Annotated in this window: 12 protein-coding genes; 9 read left to right on the top strand and 3 right to left on the bottom strand. The window is 44.6% G+C overall.

What is annotated here, in order from left to right:
- Positions 1-230: 230 nt before the first annotated feature.
- Positions 231-1,613 carry a cytochrome P450 gene (locus LAY41_RS02050; protein WP_249093549.1) on the bottom strand — a complete coding sequence of 461 codons (1,383 nt, stop codon included), beginning with the start codon at positions 1,611-1,613 and terminating at the stop codon, positions 231-233.
- Positions 1,614-1,932: 319 nt separating this feature from the next.
- Here LAY41_RS02050 and LAY41_RS02045 point away from each other — a divergent pair, with 319 nt between their 5' ends.
- The 5 genes from LAY41_RS02045 to LAY41_RS02025 all read left to right on the top strand — a co-directional run bounded on the left by LAY41_RS02045 (position 1,933) and on the right by LAY41_RS02025 (position 6,158).
- Entirely contained in the window at positions 1,933-3,435 is a 1,503-nt protein-coding gene (locus tag LAY41_RS02045) for a glycosyl hydrolase family 57 (protein ID WP_249093547.1), read from the top strand.
- A gap of 95 nt (positions 3,436-3,530) precedes the next feature.
- Positions 3,531-4,058, top strand: coding sequence for a DUF1499 domain-containing protein (locus LAY41_RS02040; RefSeq protein ID WP_249093546.1), 528 nt, complete (start codon positions 3,531-3,533; stop codon positions 4,056-4,058).
- A gap of 275 nt (positions 4,059-4,333) precedes the next feature.
- Positions 4,334-5,059 (top strand): hypothetical protein, encoded by a 726-nt coding sequence (locus LAY41_RS02035; RefSeq protein ID WP_249093544.1) that lies wholly within the window; start codon positions 4,334-4,336, stop codon positions 5,057-5,059.
- Positions 5,060-5,400: 341 nt separating this feature from the next.
- Entirely contained in the window at positions 5,401-5,835 is a 435-nt protein-coding gene (locus LAY41_RS02030) for a DUF1824 family protein (protein WP_249093542.1), read from the top strand.
- 143 nt (positions 5,836-5,978) lie between these two features.
- The gene (locus LAY41_RS02025; protein WP_249070961.1) at positions 5,979-6,158 is read left to right on the top strand and encodes a DUF2949 domain-containing protein; all 180 of its coding nucleotides are present in this window, start codon (positions 5,979-5,981) and stop codon (positions 6,156-6,158) included.
- A 216-nt stretch (positions 6,159-6,374) separates the two neighbouring features.
- Here the strand turns inward: LAY41_RS02025 and shc are convergent, their stop codons facing one another.
- Positions 6,375-8,288, bottom strand: coding sequence for a squalene--hopene cyclase (gene shc / locus LAY41_RS02020; RefSeq protein WP_249093540.1), 1,914 nt, complete (start codon positions 8,286-8,288; stop codon positions 6,375-6,377).
- Between the two features lie 353 nt (positions 8,289-8,641).
- Between shc and LAY41_RS02015 the strand changes: the two genes are divergently transcribed.
- From LAY41_RS02015 to LAY41_RS02005, 3 genes are all read left to right on the top strand, one after another.
- The gene (locus LAY41_RS02015; RefSeq protein WP_249093538.1) at positions 8,642-8,914 is read left to right on the top strand and encodes a GlsB/YeaQ/YmgE family stress response membrane protein; all 273 of its coding nucleotides are present in this window, start codon (positions 8,642-8,644) and stop codon (positions 8,912-8,914) included.
- Between the two features lie 447 nt (positions 8,915-9,361).
- On the top strand, positions 9,362-9,634 hold the full coding sequence (locus tag LAY41_RS02010) for a GlsB/YeaQ/YmgE family stress response membrane protein (RefSeq protein WP_249093536.1): 273 nt from the start codon (positions 9,362-9,364) through the stop codon (positions 9,632-9,634).
- A 207-nt stretch (positions 9,635-9,841) separates the two neighbouring features.
- On the top strand, positions 9,842-11,197 hold the full coding sequence (locus tag LAY41_RS02005; RefSeq protein WP_249093534.1) for a glycosyltransferase: 1,356 nt from the start codon (positions 9,842-9,844) through the stop codon (positions 11,195-11,197).
- An 81-nt stretch (positions 11,198-11,278) separates the two neighbouring features.
- Here the strand turns inward: LAY41_RS02005 and LAY41_RS02000 are convergent, their stop codons facing one another.
- Positions 11,279-11,971: a phosphorylase family protein gene (locus LAY41_RS02000; protein WP_249093532.1), complete on the bottom strand. Its 693-nt coding sequence runs from the start codon at positions 11,969-11,971 to the stop codon at positions 11,279-11,281.
- A 177-nt stretch (positions 11,972-12,148) separates the two neighbouring features.
- Here LAY41_RS02000 and LAY41_RS01995 point away from each other — a divergent pair, with 177 nt between their 5' ends.
- Positions 12,149-14,803 (top strand): efflux RND transporter permease subunit, encoded by a 2,655-nt coding sequence (locus LAY41_RS01995; RefSeq protein ID WP_249093530.1) that lies wholly within the window; start codon positions 12,149-12,151, stop codon positions 14,801-14,803.
- The last annotated feature ends 367 nt before the right edge of the window (positions 14,804-15,170 follow it).

Below are 15,170 nucleotides of genomic sequence, written 5' to 3'. Positions count from 1 at the left end.
AACAAAACTTTTCTTAAGTCGGATCGATCCGACTTTCGCTATTAGCTGGTGAATTGATGAACCAGCGGGTCATGTCATGTCCGGTCGAGCGCCCATGATAAAACTTTTCAGGTATGTTGTTGCGATGCCGCGCTATATTAAAGAGCGCTGAAGCGCAACAACGTACCAAATTCATGTAACATGGAAGCTTCGCACTCTACTTGGCTAATAAGTCTTGGTAGATCGAAAGATTAACTGCGGTGACCAGTTAATACCAATTTTACACCTCCAGAGGGTGCCATCGTAATGCCGCGACGTTCGGGTACAACGGGGCGATTATCGGCAAGCGCAAGTTGCGATCGCAATAAAATCTTAGCCAGTACCAACTTCATTTCAAACATCGCAAACGCCATCCCAATACAGCGACGATTGCTACCACCAAAAGGGAAAAACTCATAAGGCGAAAATTGACGTTCCAGAAAACGCTCTGGTTTAAAACGTTTTGGTTCTGGATATAAATCCTCGCGGTGGTGAGTTAAATAAATACAGGGAGATAGCATCGTTCCCTCCTCAAATTGATAGCCAGCTATCTGTACCGGCGCTTTCACAATCCGGGGGAAGGTAAACAAAGCAACCGGATAAATTCGCAGGGTTTCAGAACAGACAGCATTCAGATAAGGAAGTTTAGTAATAGCATTTGGATCTGGGTTTTCCCCCAGGGTAACTAACTCTTCCATCAGCTTTTTGCGTACTTCTGGTATATGATGAACCCAGTACAATGCCCATGCCAAAGCTGTAGCTGTAGTCTCATGTCCGGCAAACAGCAATGTCATCAATTCATCAAGTAATTCGGCATCCGTCATCGGTTGACCTTCTTCATCGCGAGCAGACATCATTAAACTAAGGATGTCTTCGCCAGCTAAATCATTTTTCTGGCGACGTTCGTTAATTTCCGTCAATAAAAGTTCGTTAATTTGCTGCTTTAGGCGCACGAATCGTCCCCACGGACTCCACGCCCCTAAATCTTTTTGCAGCCATCGCAGAAAAACAAAACTGGATCTTAAAGGAGAACCAGTAACATCCAGAAGCGCAGTTAAACGTTGCTTCAGTTGTTCGTAACGATCGCCTTCATCAATACCAAAAACAGCGCGTAAAATGACTCGCAGAGAGATTTCTTGGGTGGATGAACGTGCTGAAAATGTTTCGCCGATCTGCCAATTGCTAATTACGCGATCGGTAATATCGCAAATAAGTTCGCCGTAGGCTTTCATGCGTTCCCCATGAAAGGGAGGCGTCAAGAGTCGGCGCTGACGCTGGTGATATTCGCCATCATGCAGTAACAGGGAATAATCCCCAAAGAAAGGCTGCAAAATTTTGTTTCCAGGCCCAGATTCAAACAGTTTTGGATCGGCTGTAAAAATTTCTTGAATCGCCTGGGGATTACTCAATACCACTTGTGGAGGAAAGCCAGCAATTTCAGTTGTATAGATGTCACCGTATTCTCTAGCCGTCTTTTCTAGATATTTTAACGGCCAAAAGATTGCGCGAATTGTCTGTAAAAATTTGGGGGTCTTTGGGCCATCAGGCAGTTTGGGGACTGGTTGGGTTTGGGGATTTTCCTGCAATGAAATCATGATTGATTCTCCTGTCTGGCAGAATTTTTTTTAAAGCAGGTGCTACTGGTAATTATATCCCTTCGGCTAACTCTTTGCGGGCAGCTTTGCGCGGTAGACTTTTCAGATATTTTCCAGTGAGAATCGGTTGAAATACGGCTACCAACTTAAGCCGGGACAGAAAGCCCTCACCCCCCAACCCCCTCTCCCAACTTTGGGAGAGGGGGAGCAAGATTTCCCCCCCCAAACTTGGGGGGTTGGGGGGGCAAGATTTAAAAATACTGCTGAAGCCTTAATTGTGTCAAACTCGATATGTTTCCCATATCGATTTCTCACACAAATGCCTACTTCATCCCCATCGCGTACCCTACCCCAATTACCCGAACTAATTGACGGATTACCCAATATTTCCGGCTGGGAAAAAGAAATTATCTCAGTAGTTCAACAAAACCAACCAGTATTTTTACCCAAAACAAACATCCGCTTAAGCGAAGTACAAGCTGGATTTGCGATCGCGCTGCATATGCACCAGCCTACCATCCCCGCTGGGTATAAAGGAGAACTAATCTCCAACCTGCAATATATGTTTGAACATCCGCAGGAAGGAGACAACCACAACGCCGCACCATTTGCCAATTGTTATAGCCGCATGGCAGATTTGATACCAGAACTCGTCGCCAACGGTTGCAATCCTCGCGTTATGTTAGATTACTCTGGCAATCTCTTGTGGGGATTGCGACAAATGGGGCGCGGCGATATCCTAGAAAATCTCAAACGCATCACCATCGATCCCAATTACCAACCTTATGTAGAATGGCTTGGTACAATGTGGAGTCATGCAGTTGTTCCCTCCACACCGATACCAGATATCAAACTGCACATCCAAGCTTGGCAACATCATTTCGCCGCCATATTTGGTTGGTCAGCGCTATCTCGCGTCAAGGGATTTTCTCCTCCAGAAATGCACCTACCCAATCACCCAGATACCTTTTTTGAATTTATCAAAGCGCTAAAAGAATGCGGCTATCGTTGGCTATTAGTCCAAGAACACACAATCGAAACTCTCACCGGGCAATCTTTAGCATATAAACATCTACCTCACCGTCTAATTGCCCGCAATTCCCAAGGCGAAGAAATCAGCATCACCGCCTTAATCAAAACCCAAGGTTCCGATACCAAACTGGTAGCTCAAATGCAGCCCTACTACGAAGCAAAAACCCTATCTAGACAAATGTTAGGATCAGTTTCAGTACCACCAATAGTCAGTCAAATTGGCGATGGGGAAAACGGCGGCGTGATGATGAACGAGTTTCCTGGTGCTTTTTTGCGGGCTTCCCATGAAATAGCTCAAAATAACGGTGGAAAATCGGGCATCGTTGCCATGACAGGTACAGAGTATTTGGAATTAATTGAGGCGGCGGGTTGCAATCCCGACGATTATCCTACCTGTCAACCAATTGGTCAACACCAAATTTGGCAACGAGTTAAACCAGAAAACTGTAACCCGGATGCAGTAGCAAATGCCATTACTGAATTGAAGCAAACTAACCATAACTTTCACATGGATGGTGCTTCCTGGACAAATCACATCAGTTGGGTAAAAGGATACGAAAATGTTTTGAGTCCGATGAATCAACTCAGCGCTTTGTTTCACGAAAAAGTCGATCCATTACTGGAATCAGAGGCCGAATCTCTTACCACACAATCGCGCTATCGCGAAGCATTGTTGCACAATTTTTTGCTGCAAACAAGCTGTTTTCGATACTGGGGGCAAGGAGTTTGGACAGACTATGCGCGTGAGATTTACCGACGCGGTGAAGCGATCCTGCAAAATCAATGGTAGAGTTGGCATTGCCCACCCTACTTTAACTAATGGAAGTTCCCAAATAAACCGAGTTTCTGAGATAATAAGCCAGTTGTGTCACAGGAACGCGGTTTATGGTTGAATCGTCAGTAGAAAAGCGATCGCCTCTGAGACTATTAGTGATAATCTTGTTATCGTTGCTATTAGCTACTGTCTTTTGGCTGGGCGCAACGGTAGCATTTCCAGGAGGAATGACGATGTTTGCAGGAAAAAGACCCACCAACATTGGTGTACAAGCAGGCAAATTAGCCGACTGTCCGAGTTCGCCCAATTGTGTCAGCAGCCAAAGCCTGGATGCTGAGCATAAAATTGAGCCGCTTACCTACAATTCTACGACCGTTGAGGCAATGGCTCAACTCAAAAAAGTTATTGAGTCGGAAGAGAGAACTAAAATTATCAGCGCAACATCCAATTACCTTTACGCAGAATTTGCCACCAAGCTAATGGGATTTGTTGATGATGTGGAATTCTATCTAGACGAAGCAGCAAAAGTTATTCATGTTCGTTCTGCTTCGCGCCTCGGACAGTCGGATTTGGGAGTAAACCGCAAACGAATAGAAACCATCAGGGCAAAATTCAATGAATTAAAAAGCAATTCATAAGTAGATTGGGTTGAGGTAACGTAGGCGTAGCCTTACCGAAGGGTAACCAACCCAGAAAAAAGAACTTGTTGGGTTTTGCTGTCGCTCAACCCAATCTACAATCAATTGAAAGGTGCGCCATGCCAATAGAATCGCAAACCCAACGGATAGTTGTTGTCGGTGCGGGTTGGGCAGGTTTGGGAACGAGTTATCACCTAGATTCCTCACTTTAATCCCTGCTTCACCCAATTCTTTTCTCCTCTAGCCCCTCGCCTTTTTTGGCGATCTGTAGATAAATGAAAGCTGTTACTTTGATAATTACTGCCTTCATAATGTTGATAATTTGTACGTTCTACGCTCAGGATTCAGAGGCGGTTTTACATGGTTTTAACTGGGGAAAAGAAATAATAACAGCGAGTAATTCAGAGATAAATATAGTTGAATTATCAGAGTTACCCATCGCTCAACCACCTGTAGAGATGGAGTTCGTTGAATGGCAGTTCTCAAAACCTCCTCTCAAGCATTTAGTATTTAATATCACGCTACGCAATCAGAGCCATGAACCACGATGGTTTTTACTACCAAAACAACTCACGATCTCACCACAGCTAGTAGATTTGAGAATTGAGCAAGCTAATATATTAGAACTTCACGATCGAGGTCGCTTGATTGTCGGTAATTTCTACGGTTATGATGGCTTTTGGGCATTGCTTTTGCCGGGGAATGCTGAGGTAAAGATACGACGTTTTCGCTTCTCGTTCTGGGGAGAAGACATTATAGAGTCAATACCAATTGAGGTGGTGATTGGGAGCCACTTCGCCATCGACGGGAAGCCTGCGGAAAGTTGGCTAGGTGTAAATTTTATGAGCGATGTTCGGGCAGATGTCATTCAAAATGAAAACCAGACAACTAGCTCAAGAACAACGCCGGATGGTAAAGTAGTTCCCGTGTCAATTGTCGAGGAGCGTCGTCTTAAGCTTCAGGTCAACCTCTTCCCAACTAAACTGAGGCATTCCCTGTGAGACTGGAAGTTCTGCTATAGTCGGTACTCTCATATCTTGTACCAGAGGAAGGAGGTAGAACCTCCAGGATCTCGCTCCCAGGTTCAACCTGGGAGCGAGAATACAGAGGCTCCGCTCAAGAGTGCAAGAGTGAGCCTCTAACGGACGCCCTTGCGAGGGGGGGGGAATTTAAAGCCTCTCTCCTGGTAGGAGAGAGGTTTGGAGAGAGGTTTTCCACATCCCGTGAAAACTAAGCCTTCTGCCCTCTGCCTTATGCCTTATGCCTTCTGCCTTGTGTTTCTTAGGAGTAATCCGACTTAGCAGGGGGTTGTTCACTTAAACCCACTTACTTATCAAAATTTATGAATACTCAAAACTCGACTAATCTCACTGTCGAACAAGCACAAAAAATCCTTCAGCAATACAGCTGCACAGAAGTGAAGCCTATAGAATCGGTATCGGAAAAAGCCCTAGTCCGTGAAGCGCTACTGCTAATCACTAATTTGTCTGACTACCAAAATTTAGGTATTTGTGCCGATACAGCGACTGAAGGTTTCTCAGCCCTAGAAAGCTATTTAAAGGGTTTGGGCTATAAAATATCCCTCAATACCGCCAACATACTCTCAGAAAAAGACGGAGTTTACATCAAATTTAACACCAAAAAGCAATCCTATTATCTCGATTCCTACACAGGAAAATATCGCGGTGTTCTGGTGTCTTGCCAATCTTCGGAAAATGAATCAATTAGCGGCACTTATGGTCATTTTCCGTTAAACTTATTTATATCTGTTGAGTAAATAATACGCCACCAAGATAACTGTGATCGGAATCACAATCTAAGACGGTGACAAATCACCCTATTAGGCGAATTTTTAAACGATATTTTTGACATAGGTTGGTAGAGGGAAAATCTTAACCCTCCCAGGCAAGGGAATCTACTATGCAGACTAAATTAGTTAACTTTTTACAAGAAGAATTGGCGATCCCGGCATCCTCGATCGCTCTAGCGATACGCCAAAGCGAACAGTGCCCAGGCCATATCCCCATGATTCTGTGGCAATATGGACTCGTCACTTTGTCACAGTTAGACAGAATTTTTGACTGGTTAGAAACAGCTTAGCGGTTGCGTTACAAATATAGTTTCTATGTTTAAGCCGCTGTGAAGAATTAATAACCACTCTATTTTGGCTGTGTACTTTTTTATGACCATCTTGAAGAAACCGGGTTTCTGTTTTCCAAAAGAAACCCGGTTTATCATATTTAAGAGGGTAGGTTGGGTTGAGGCACGAAACCCAACCTACAAAGAATCGGCGAGGGTATTGTCATATTTAAGCTCTTATTTGCTGAAAATAGCTTGATAGCGCCCTAAAGCTGTCAGCGGAAAATGTTGCTGATAGAGGTGATACTTCAGATAAAAATGACCTGGAAAGCCGGTGCCGGTAAAATATGCCTCATCCCAGGTGCCATCTGACTGCTGAGTAGCCAAAAGATAATTGATTCCCCGATCGATCGCATCTTTTTCAAACTTTCCCGTTCCTTCACCCGCCGCTATCAAGCCTATTATGGCCCAAGCAGTCTGAGATGCTGTACTGTTTCCTTGTCCTTTGAGGGCCGGATTATCGTAGCTAAAGCAAGTTTCACCCCAGCCACCATCAGGATTTTGACAGCTAACTAGCCAAGCCGCACCGCGATCGATATTATTGCCGTGAGACTGTGGCGCAACCAGAGACAGTGCAGCGAGAACTCCACTGGTGCCGTAGATGTAATTTACTCCCCAACGACCGAACCAGCAACCTTCCGGTTCTTGTTCGTTTTTGAGATAATCTAAGGCGCGACTTAGGCTGTGATTGTCAATTGATAAATTGCCACTCCCCAGCATTTCCAACACCCTTGCAGTCACATCGGCTGTGTTGGGGTCTATCATGGCTTTGAGATCGGCATAGGGCAAAAGGTTCAGCCAATCTGCATTGTTGTTTAGATCGAAAGCCGCCCAACCACCCCCTTGACACTGCATAGTGGCAATCCAAGCAACGGTACGTGCGATCGCAGCCTGTTTCAACTTTTCATTAGGTAACTGTACCCCATTCAAAGCCATCACCACAACGGCAGAATCATCTACATCTGGATAAAAGCGATTCACAAATTCAAACGCCCAAGCACCAGGTTTTCCCTGCTTGTTTTTGACTGCCCAATCGCCATAATCTAGAATCTGTTTATCCAGCAACCATTCGCCTCCACGTACAAGGGCTGGATGATTGGGTGTCATTCCCGAATCAACCAGACTTCGCATTACCAAAGCGGTATCCCAAACGGGGGAAACGCAAGGCTGCATTCGATAAGTATCTTCGGTTTCGATCGCAAATCGATCTAGTGCCTGCAAACCTCTTTCCACAATTGGATCTGCCACGTCATAATCTAGGCAGCGCAATCCTAAAAGTGAGTTTAACATTGCGGGAATAATTCCACCCCAATCTCCTGTTTCTTCTTGCCGTTCCAAAACCCATTTTTCGGCGGCTTTCAGTCCTTCTTGGCGAAAAGGTACTAAATTCAGATTTTCGGCTAATTTGAAAGCATCATCCAATATGACAAACAAATCTGTCCAATCGGAACTTCGGGGTAATTCAAACTTGACATTGCCAGCGCCTTCTGCATAAAGTTCGTCCAACGTGATGGCTGGATCGGTGATAAAAACAGGTTTGCGATCGAATACAATCAACAGAGGAACAGTGCTACTCCGCGCCCAACTGGACATTTCGTATATCGTGAAGGGAAAAGATTCTGGCAACAACATGATCCAAGGCGGAATTGAGGGAATCCCGCGCCAGCTGTAACAGCCAATTAGTGCGAGGTGAAACTTGGTAAAAATGCGCGTTTTGCTGATGCCGCCCCGTTCTAAGATAAAATCACGTGCATTTTTCATGGCCCGATCGGTTTCCGGTACGCCCAGCAACTTCAGCGCCATGTAAGCTTCCACCGATGTGCTGAGATTTCCCCCATCGCCGTAGAATAGTTCCCAGCCGCCGTGCGATCGCTGTTCTCTACGCAGATAAGTTTCTGCCTTGTGCAAAGGTCTTGTCTTGTCTGTACCCCAAACTTTGTGGAGTAGCACTACCTCTGCCATCATGGTGACGTTGGATTCTAACTCTACCCACCAGTAACCATCGGGATATTGGATGGAAAGCAGGTAGTTCTGAGAAGCGGCGATCGCCGCCTCGACGCTGGATACATTAGTTCTGTCTTGAGTTTGCATACTTTACCGTTCACTCTCAGCAACATCTGCTTAAGGCAGCATCAAGCCAAATGCTCAATTAGTTGCGATTTATAGCAGAAACTGGGCTGGATTAGCAACTGGTAATTACCGAATTACAGCAACTGCTATAAACGTAAAACTCCTGGCCCTTAGAAACCCGGTTTCTTGGAGAAACCGGGTTTCTGAGAGTTCAATTTATTTACGCCCACCTACTTATTTGGTATTAACTTACTTTCATAAAATATAAAATATCGTTTTATTTCTATTTGCTTATATCCTTCGATAGATGGTAAATTAAAGGTCAGTTGCTACTGTAGAAGAGTGATTTATAAACATTCAAGGAGTCAAAATTTATGAATATTGTTGCTTGGGTAATTTTAGGTCTTCTTGCTGGCGCGATCGCTAAAGCTATCTATCCCGGCTATCAAGGTGGCGGTATTCTCGGCACAATTCTGCTGGGCGCGATCGGAGCTTTTATAGGCGGAACTTTGGTCACCTTATTGCAAACAGGAACTTTCCAACTGGCATCCACCACTTTAAGTATTCCCGGTCTTTTTGTCGCTGTCATAGGAGCATTGATTGCCATTTGGCTGTGGGATCTGATGAATCGGAGAGCATACCGCTAATAACGTTTGTTAATGGGGGTCTGACGCCAATGGCACGCACTCTTAAGCTCGGCGGAGTCTCCTTAAACCTCGCTCCCAGGTTGAATCTGGGGGCGAGAAAAAATAGAAGAGAGAGAATTGGGCTGTCTGATGACTTTTGTTAATGGAGGGGTATGACCCCCCGATCGTCAGCAAAATGCACGAGTATGGAACTATACAAACTATATTTCCGTACCGGGTAGCGCCACGTAACGAACTAAAATATGCGATCGCACTTAACAGTAGGTACTTTTACTGACCTATTCTTAGCGATCTGTTTTACAATTTGTTTTATATAAACTAATGTAACCATTTATTAAGTAAAAAAATATAACTAAACATAAAAACTTTAGCTCTTGATAAGCCGAATATTTTTATTGAGTTGCTATACTGGTATTTTCAGTAAGAAAGAGTGAAGGAGTCAAAAAGATGGGTAATATTATTGCTTGGGTAATTTTAGGTCTTATTGCTGGTGCGATCGCAAAAGCGATCTATCCCGGTGCTCAAGGGGGTGGCATTCTCGCTACGATTGTGCTGGGTGTTGTAGGATCTTTCCTGGGAGGGATGTTATTTACTTTATTCCAAACGGGAAAATTCGTGCTTATCGGTAGCAACGCTATAAACATTCCTAGTATTATTGTTGCTATCATAGGTGCGTTGGTTGCTATTTGGCTGTGGGGTTTAATAAATCGGTCAGCATAATTTTAAGTACCCACAGGTTGAAAGCTGCTCCAAGGAACCCCACCCCCCAACCCCCTCCCCGTCAACGGGGAGGGGGCTAAGAGAAGGGGTAGTTGTTAATGGAATTAGTTATATATTTCAATTCAGGTTTGCACAGAAAATTATTCTGGATTGATTCTTTGCTTTTATAATATTGTATCATTATCGCTGAAGTTATTAACTTTTAAAATGATTATCGGTGAAGTTGGATTAGGCATAACCTTTATATCTTTAGTGATTTGGATAGTGTTGCTGTGTTTTCGGGGCCAGTTTTGGAGAGCAGATCAGAAGTTGGATGTGCCAGCAACCGAACTGGAAAAATGGCCTTCTGTTTGTGCGGTAATTCCAGCCAGGAATGAGGCAGAGATGTTACCCGCGACAATGCGATCGGCCCTCCTCCAATCCTACCCCGGCTCTTTCAAGATTGTCCTGGTAGACGATAACAGCACCGATAATACAGCCAACGTCGCCAAAAATGTTGCTCAAGAATTAGATAAATCTCAGCAACTACATATTCTCTCTGGCGAACCGCTACCACCAGGTTGGAGTGGCAAACTTTGGGCAATCTCACAAGGCATCCGCTATGCGGAAACGCTAATACCAACACCAGATTATTTTTTACTTACTGATGCGGATATCGAACACCACAACACCAATCTTCGCCAGTTAGTAGCAAAGTCTCAGCAAGATGATTTAGACTTAGTTTCCTTAATGGTACTGCTCAGGTGTGAAAGTTTTTGGGAAAAAGTTTTAATCCCAGCTTTTGTTTTTTTCTTTCAAAAACTTTATCCATTTCGCTGGGTTAACGATCCGAACAATTCGACAGCAGCAGCAGCGGGTGGCTGTATTTTAATTAGTCGGGAAGCTTTAAATCGTGTGGGAGGTATTGAGGTAGTTCGCCAAGCATTAATTGACGATTGCGCTCTTGCACAAGCTGTCAAGAACAGCAGGGGATTTTCCCCTGCTAATAGCGAAAGTCCACTCAAGTGGACTAAATCTAGCTTTTCAGCCCTCTTTAGAGGACTTCAGCTATTAGCCAGGGATTTGAATCCCTGGCGGGTGAACGATCCCATAGAAAATTTCAATAACAATCAACAACCAAATACTCAAGGTAAAATTTGGTTAGGACTTACCAACTTAACTCGTAGCTTGCGACCTTATCCATCTTTATCTAGTATCTGGGATATGGTTGCGCGTACAGCTTTTACCCAACTAAATTATTCCCCCTTACTTTTACTGGGAACGCTGATAGGAATGCCCTTAATTTATATAGTTCCGCCAGTTGGTGCAATAGTGGGTCTTTTGACGGGGAATTGGTTAGTTACGCTGGTAAGTTTATCTACCTGGTTGCTGATGGCGATCGCATACTTACCTACACTTAAACTATATGGTTGTTCGAGCTTATGGTCTTTTTGCTTACCTGCGATCGCATTTCTCTACACCCTCATGACTCTAGATTCCGCTTGGCGTCACTGGCGAGGACAAGGCGGCGCTTGGAAAGGTCGAGTTTATTCCCTAACAGGGATTACTACAAAACCCATCTAGCCGTTTTAAGGTAATATCCTTTGGATTTATTTATGCCACAAATTAACACCCTCAGATGTAGGGGCAATTCATGAATTGCCCCTACATCTGTAGCAAGTTAGTTGTCGTTTTTTCCAATACTTTCAATCCACGAAGAGAACCTTTAATTAAGCGAGTTGCAGCAATCGGTTGGCGTAACATTCCTATTGCTAAAGGCAAAGATTGCAGAGAACCATCGGCACTTATTGCCGAATTGATATCGGGTAGATCGTGCTGAGAATCATCGCTAATTACTCGGAGTATTGCTACAGCAAAGCCAGCTTTATTCAAAACATTTAAAGCTGCAAATCCTTCCATATCAACAACTTCAGCATCGTATATTACTCCCAAATTGCGTTTTTCAGATGCCGAATAAATTAAGCGATCGGTCGTCAATCCCCTGACCAGAAAAGCTTTTTCCTTCAGATTATTGGAAATTTCGTCTGTGAAAGTGCGATCGCACATTTTCTCCGGCAATTTTTCATCCGAACCATAAACACAACTTCGGTAAACCACAATATCCCCAACAGAATAGCGGGATGTCAGACTACCGCACAAACCCATCAGCAAAACTCTAGGTTGCTGATGATTAAACAAATATCCCGCTTTTTGCCACTCTTCCAGATATTTGATAATTGGCTTAACACCAACCGGAATCGGAAAAATCGGCGGTTTGCTGCCATTTACGCGGCTTAAACCTCGACAAACAGACTTATACTCCGCTCCTTGAGGAACCAAAATGGCATCAATGTTCATTGGTGATTGGGGAAAAGGGTTACGCAGTAAGGGATGGAAGGACTAGAGCTAAGAGTTGGAGTTGTCCTAGTCCCTAGCCCCTAGCTATACTACTCCACTTAACAAAGTGTCACGAAGCTAGTATGGGGAAGTAAGCAGTGGTTGTAAGGTCTTAACCTGTGGGCTAATTCTGAGAACATGATCGAGCCAAATCGCCGCAAAACACCTCTACGAGAACGCTTCAACATTTCCAGGTTAGCGATCGCACATCCGTGGCTGACCTTGAGTTTTTGGATGGCGGTAATAGTGGCTGGGCTACTGGCTTTCAGCTCTCTCAAGTATGCTCTATTCCCCGATATTACCTTTCCAGTGGTAATCGTCAATGCCGCCGCGCCTTTTACAGATCCCCTGGAAACAGAGGCAAAACTTACCAAACCGATCGAGCAGTCCCTCAGCTCGATCCCAAAAGTCGGTGGTTCGCGTTCCTCCACCTATCCCAACCAAACAGTAATTAGCGTATCCTTCCCAGTTGGGTCAAACTTAGAGGAATCGAGCCGTCAAGTCGAAACAAAACTTGGGCAATTAACTCTTCCCCAAGGATCGACCTACAAAGTTATTCCCCTGAACCTCAACGAGTCAGCCGCCGTCAGCTACGTCATCCAAAGTTCATCCAAAAATCTAGCTGAGTTAACCGCAATAGCGCAACAGCAGATCGTACCCTCGATCGCAAAAGTGCGGGGCGTGCTGAAAGTAACGCTCTTGGGCGCTACTCAAAAAGTAGGAGATGGAAAAACCCCAGTCCCCAGTCCCCAATCCCCAGTCCCCAGTCAAAACACATTAGTGCGGTTCAACGGGGAAGACGTCTTAGCTTTCCAGGTAATCAAAAAAGGCGACGCCAACACCCTGGAAGTAGTCTCCAAGGTTGAGAAAAAAGTAGCTAACTTGCAGTCCGGCTTACCTGAAGTGCAATTAATCTTAGCTGCAACTCAGGCAGAATATATTCGATCGGCTACTCAAGCAACCATTGATGCTTTGGTTGAGGCAGTTTTGCTGTCAGTTATAGTCATATTTCCGTTTTTGTGGAATTGGCGAGCAACTTTCATATCCGCACTGGCGATTCCCACATCCCTTTTGGGAACGTTCATCGTCATGGCTATCTACGGCTTCAACCTGGAGACAATCACTCTGTTAGCCTTAGCTTTAGTTATCGGTAGCGTAATCGATGATGCGATCGTTGATGTGGAAAACATCATGCGCCACATTGATGAAGGAGAAAATCCTCGTCAAGCTGCTATTCACGCCACCAATGAAGTGGGACTGACAGTTGTGGCGTCAACTTTTACAGCTGTAGCGGTTTTTCTGCCCATAGCATTGATGAGTGGGACAATCGGCCAATTTTTCAAGCCCTTCGGCATCACCGTCTCAGCAGCAATGCTCACCTCAATGCTACTTGCCCGTACATTATCCCCGGTTTTGGCTGTATTTTGGCTAAAACCCAAACCCTCAAAATTCGCTATCAAAGCAAATAATAGCTGGTCACATTTTGCCCAAGGTTATCGGAACTTGTTGAGTTGGTCGCTCAAGCACAGGATGATAGTAGTAGCGTTAGCCGTGGCTAGCTTCATTGCTGGGATAGCACTAATTCCGCTAATTCCCAAAGGATTTATTCCCAAACTCGATCGCGGAGAGTTCAACATTACTTATAGGACTCCCATATCCGCAACTGCATATCTACCGGAATGGTTAAAATCCTCTGCCGGAGTAGAGACTGACCCTTTGAAAGAATCTCTCGATGTTGCTAAGCAACTGGAAGAGGTGGTGTTGAAATCTCCAGAGGTGCAAACGGTATTTACAGTAGTGGGTTCTCGCCAAGGTGAGGCGAATCGAGGCAATATCTATGTAGAACTGAAAAGCGATCGCAAACTTAATACCGCCGAAGTACAAGATCGAATTCGCCAGCAATTGCCCAATCTGCCGGGAGTCACCACCAGCGTAGAAGATATTCAATTCGTCGAAACCGGGGGCGGTGGTCAAAAACCCCTCCAACTTGCCCTCTTAGGCGATGATATCCAAGCCTTAAGCAATGCAGCCAAAAAGATCGAAGCTCGTATCCAGAAAATACCGGGTTTCGTCGATGTCACGATCGCAGGTGAAACAAATGAAGACGGTAACGTCTTTGAGATCGAACGTCGCGATAGTAAACGGACAGCTTATATTAGTGCCAACCTCAGCCAAGACTTAACTATAGGAAAAGCTACCGATATCATCGTTGCGGAAGCTAATCAAGTTTTACCCCCAGGTATTTCTCTGGATTTAGGAGGAGATTCCGCCCGTAGCAACGAAGTATTCACCAGCTTCGGAACCACTCTGAGTTTGTCAGCGGTGTGCATTTTGTTCGTGCTGATTTTCTTGTTCAAAAGCTGGATAGATCCCCTAGTTATTTGCTTGTCTTTGCCTTTAGGATTGGTGGGAGCAATGGTAGCGCTACTCGTCACCAAAAGCGACTTTGGGATGATTTCCCTAATTGGCTTTGTCTTCTTGTTGGGTTTGGCAAATAAAAATGCTATCTTGCTTGTGGATTACATCAACCAGCTACGCAGTTCCGGTTTAGACCGGACAGAGGCTATCCTTAGAGCAGGGCCAGTGCGCCTCAGACCGATCGTGATGACTACCGCTTCGACCATTTTAGGGATGATACCCCTAGCTTTAGGTTTGGGGGCGGGTTCCGAGGTGCGAAGTCCGATGGCGATAGCTATTGCTGGCGGTTTAGTAACATCAACCCTTTTGAGCTTAATCGTCGTTCCCGTAGTCTACGATATTCTGGATGATTGGCGATCCAGAAAGCGATTTTAGATTTTAGATTTTGGATTTTGGATTTGGTTAACTGATAAATAACAAATACAGCACGACACTGATATACACGGATGCACTGATATCGCTATGACCAATCACTATGACGGTTACCTAAAAAATTCCTGTTCTTATTCTTATCTGCGTTCATCTGCGTGTATCTGTCTTCATCTGCGGTAAAAATTTAACCAACGATGAAAACAAACAATTTGACGATATCTCATGTACTAACGATGCAACCGGACACGATATGACCAATGACCAATAACCAATGATATCATGTCCTTACGCATCGGTTACCTAAAAAATTCCTGTTCTTATTCTTATCTGCGTTCATCTGCGTGTATCTGTCTTCATCTGCGGTAAAAAT

Origin of the sequence: Argonema galeatum A003/A1 (assembly GCF_023333595.1) — a bacterium.
Taxonomy (GTDB): Bacteria; Cyanobacteriota; Cyanobacteriia; order Cyanobacteriales; family Aerosakkonemataceae; genus Argonema; species Argonema galeatum.
Note: the sequence above shows the minus strand (reverse complement) of the source record. Positions and strands in the feature narration are given on the sequence as shown.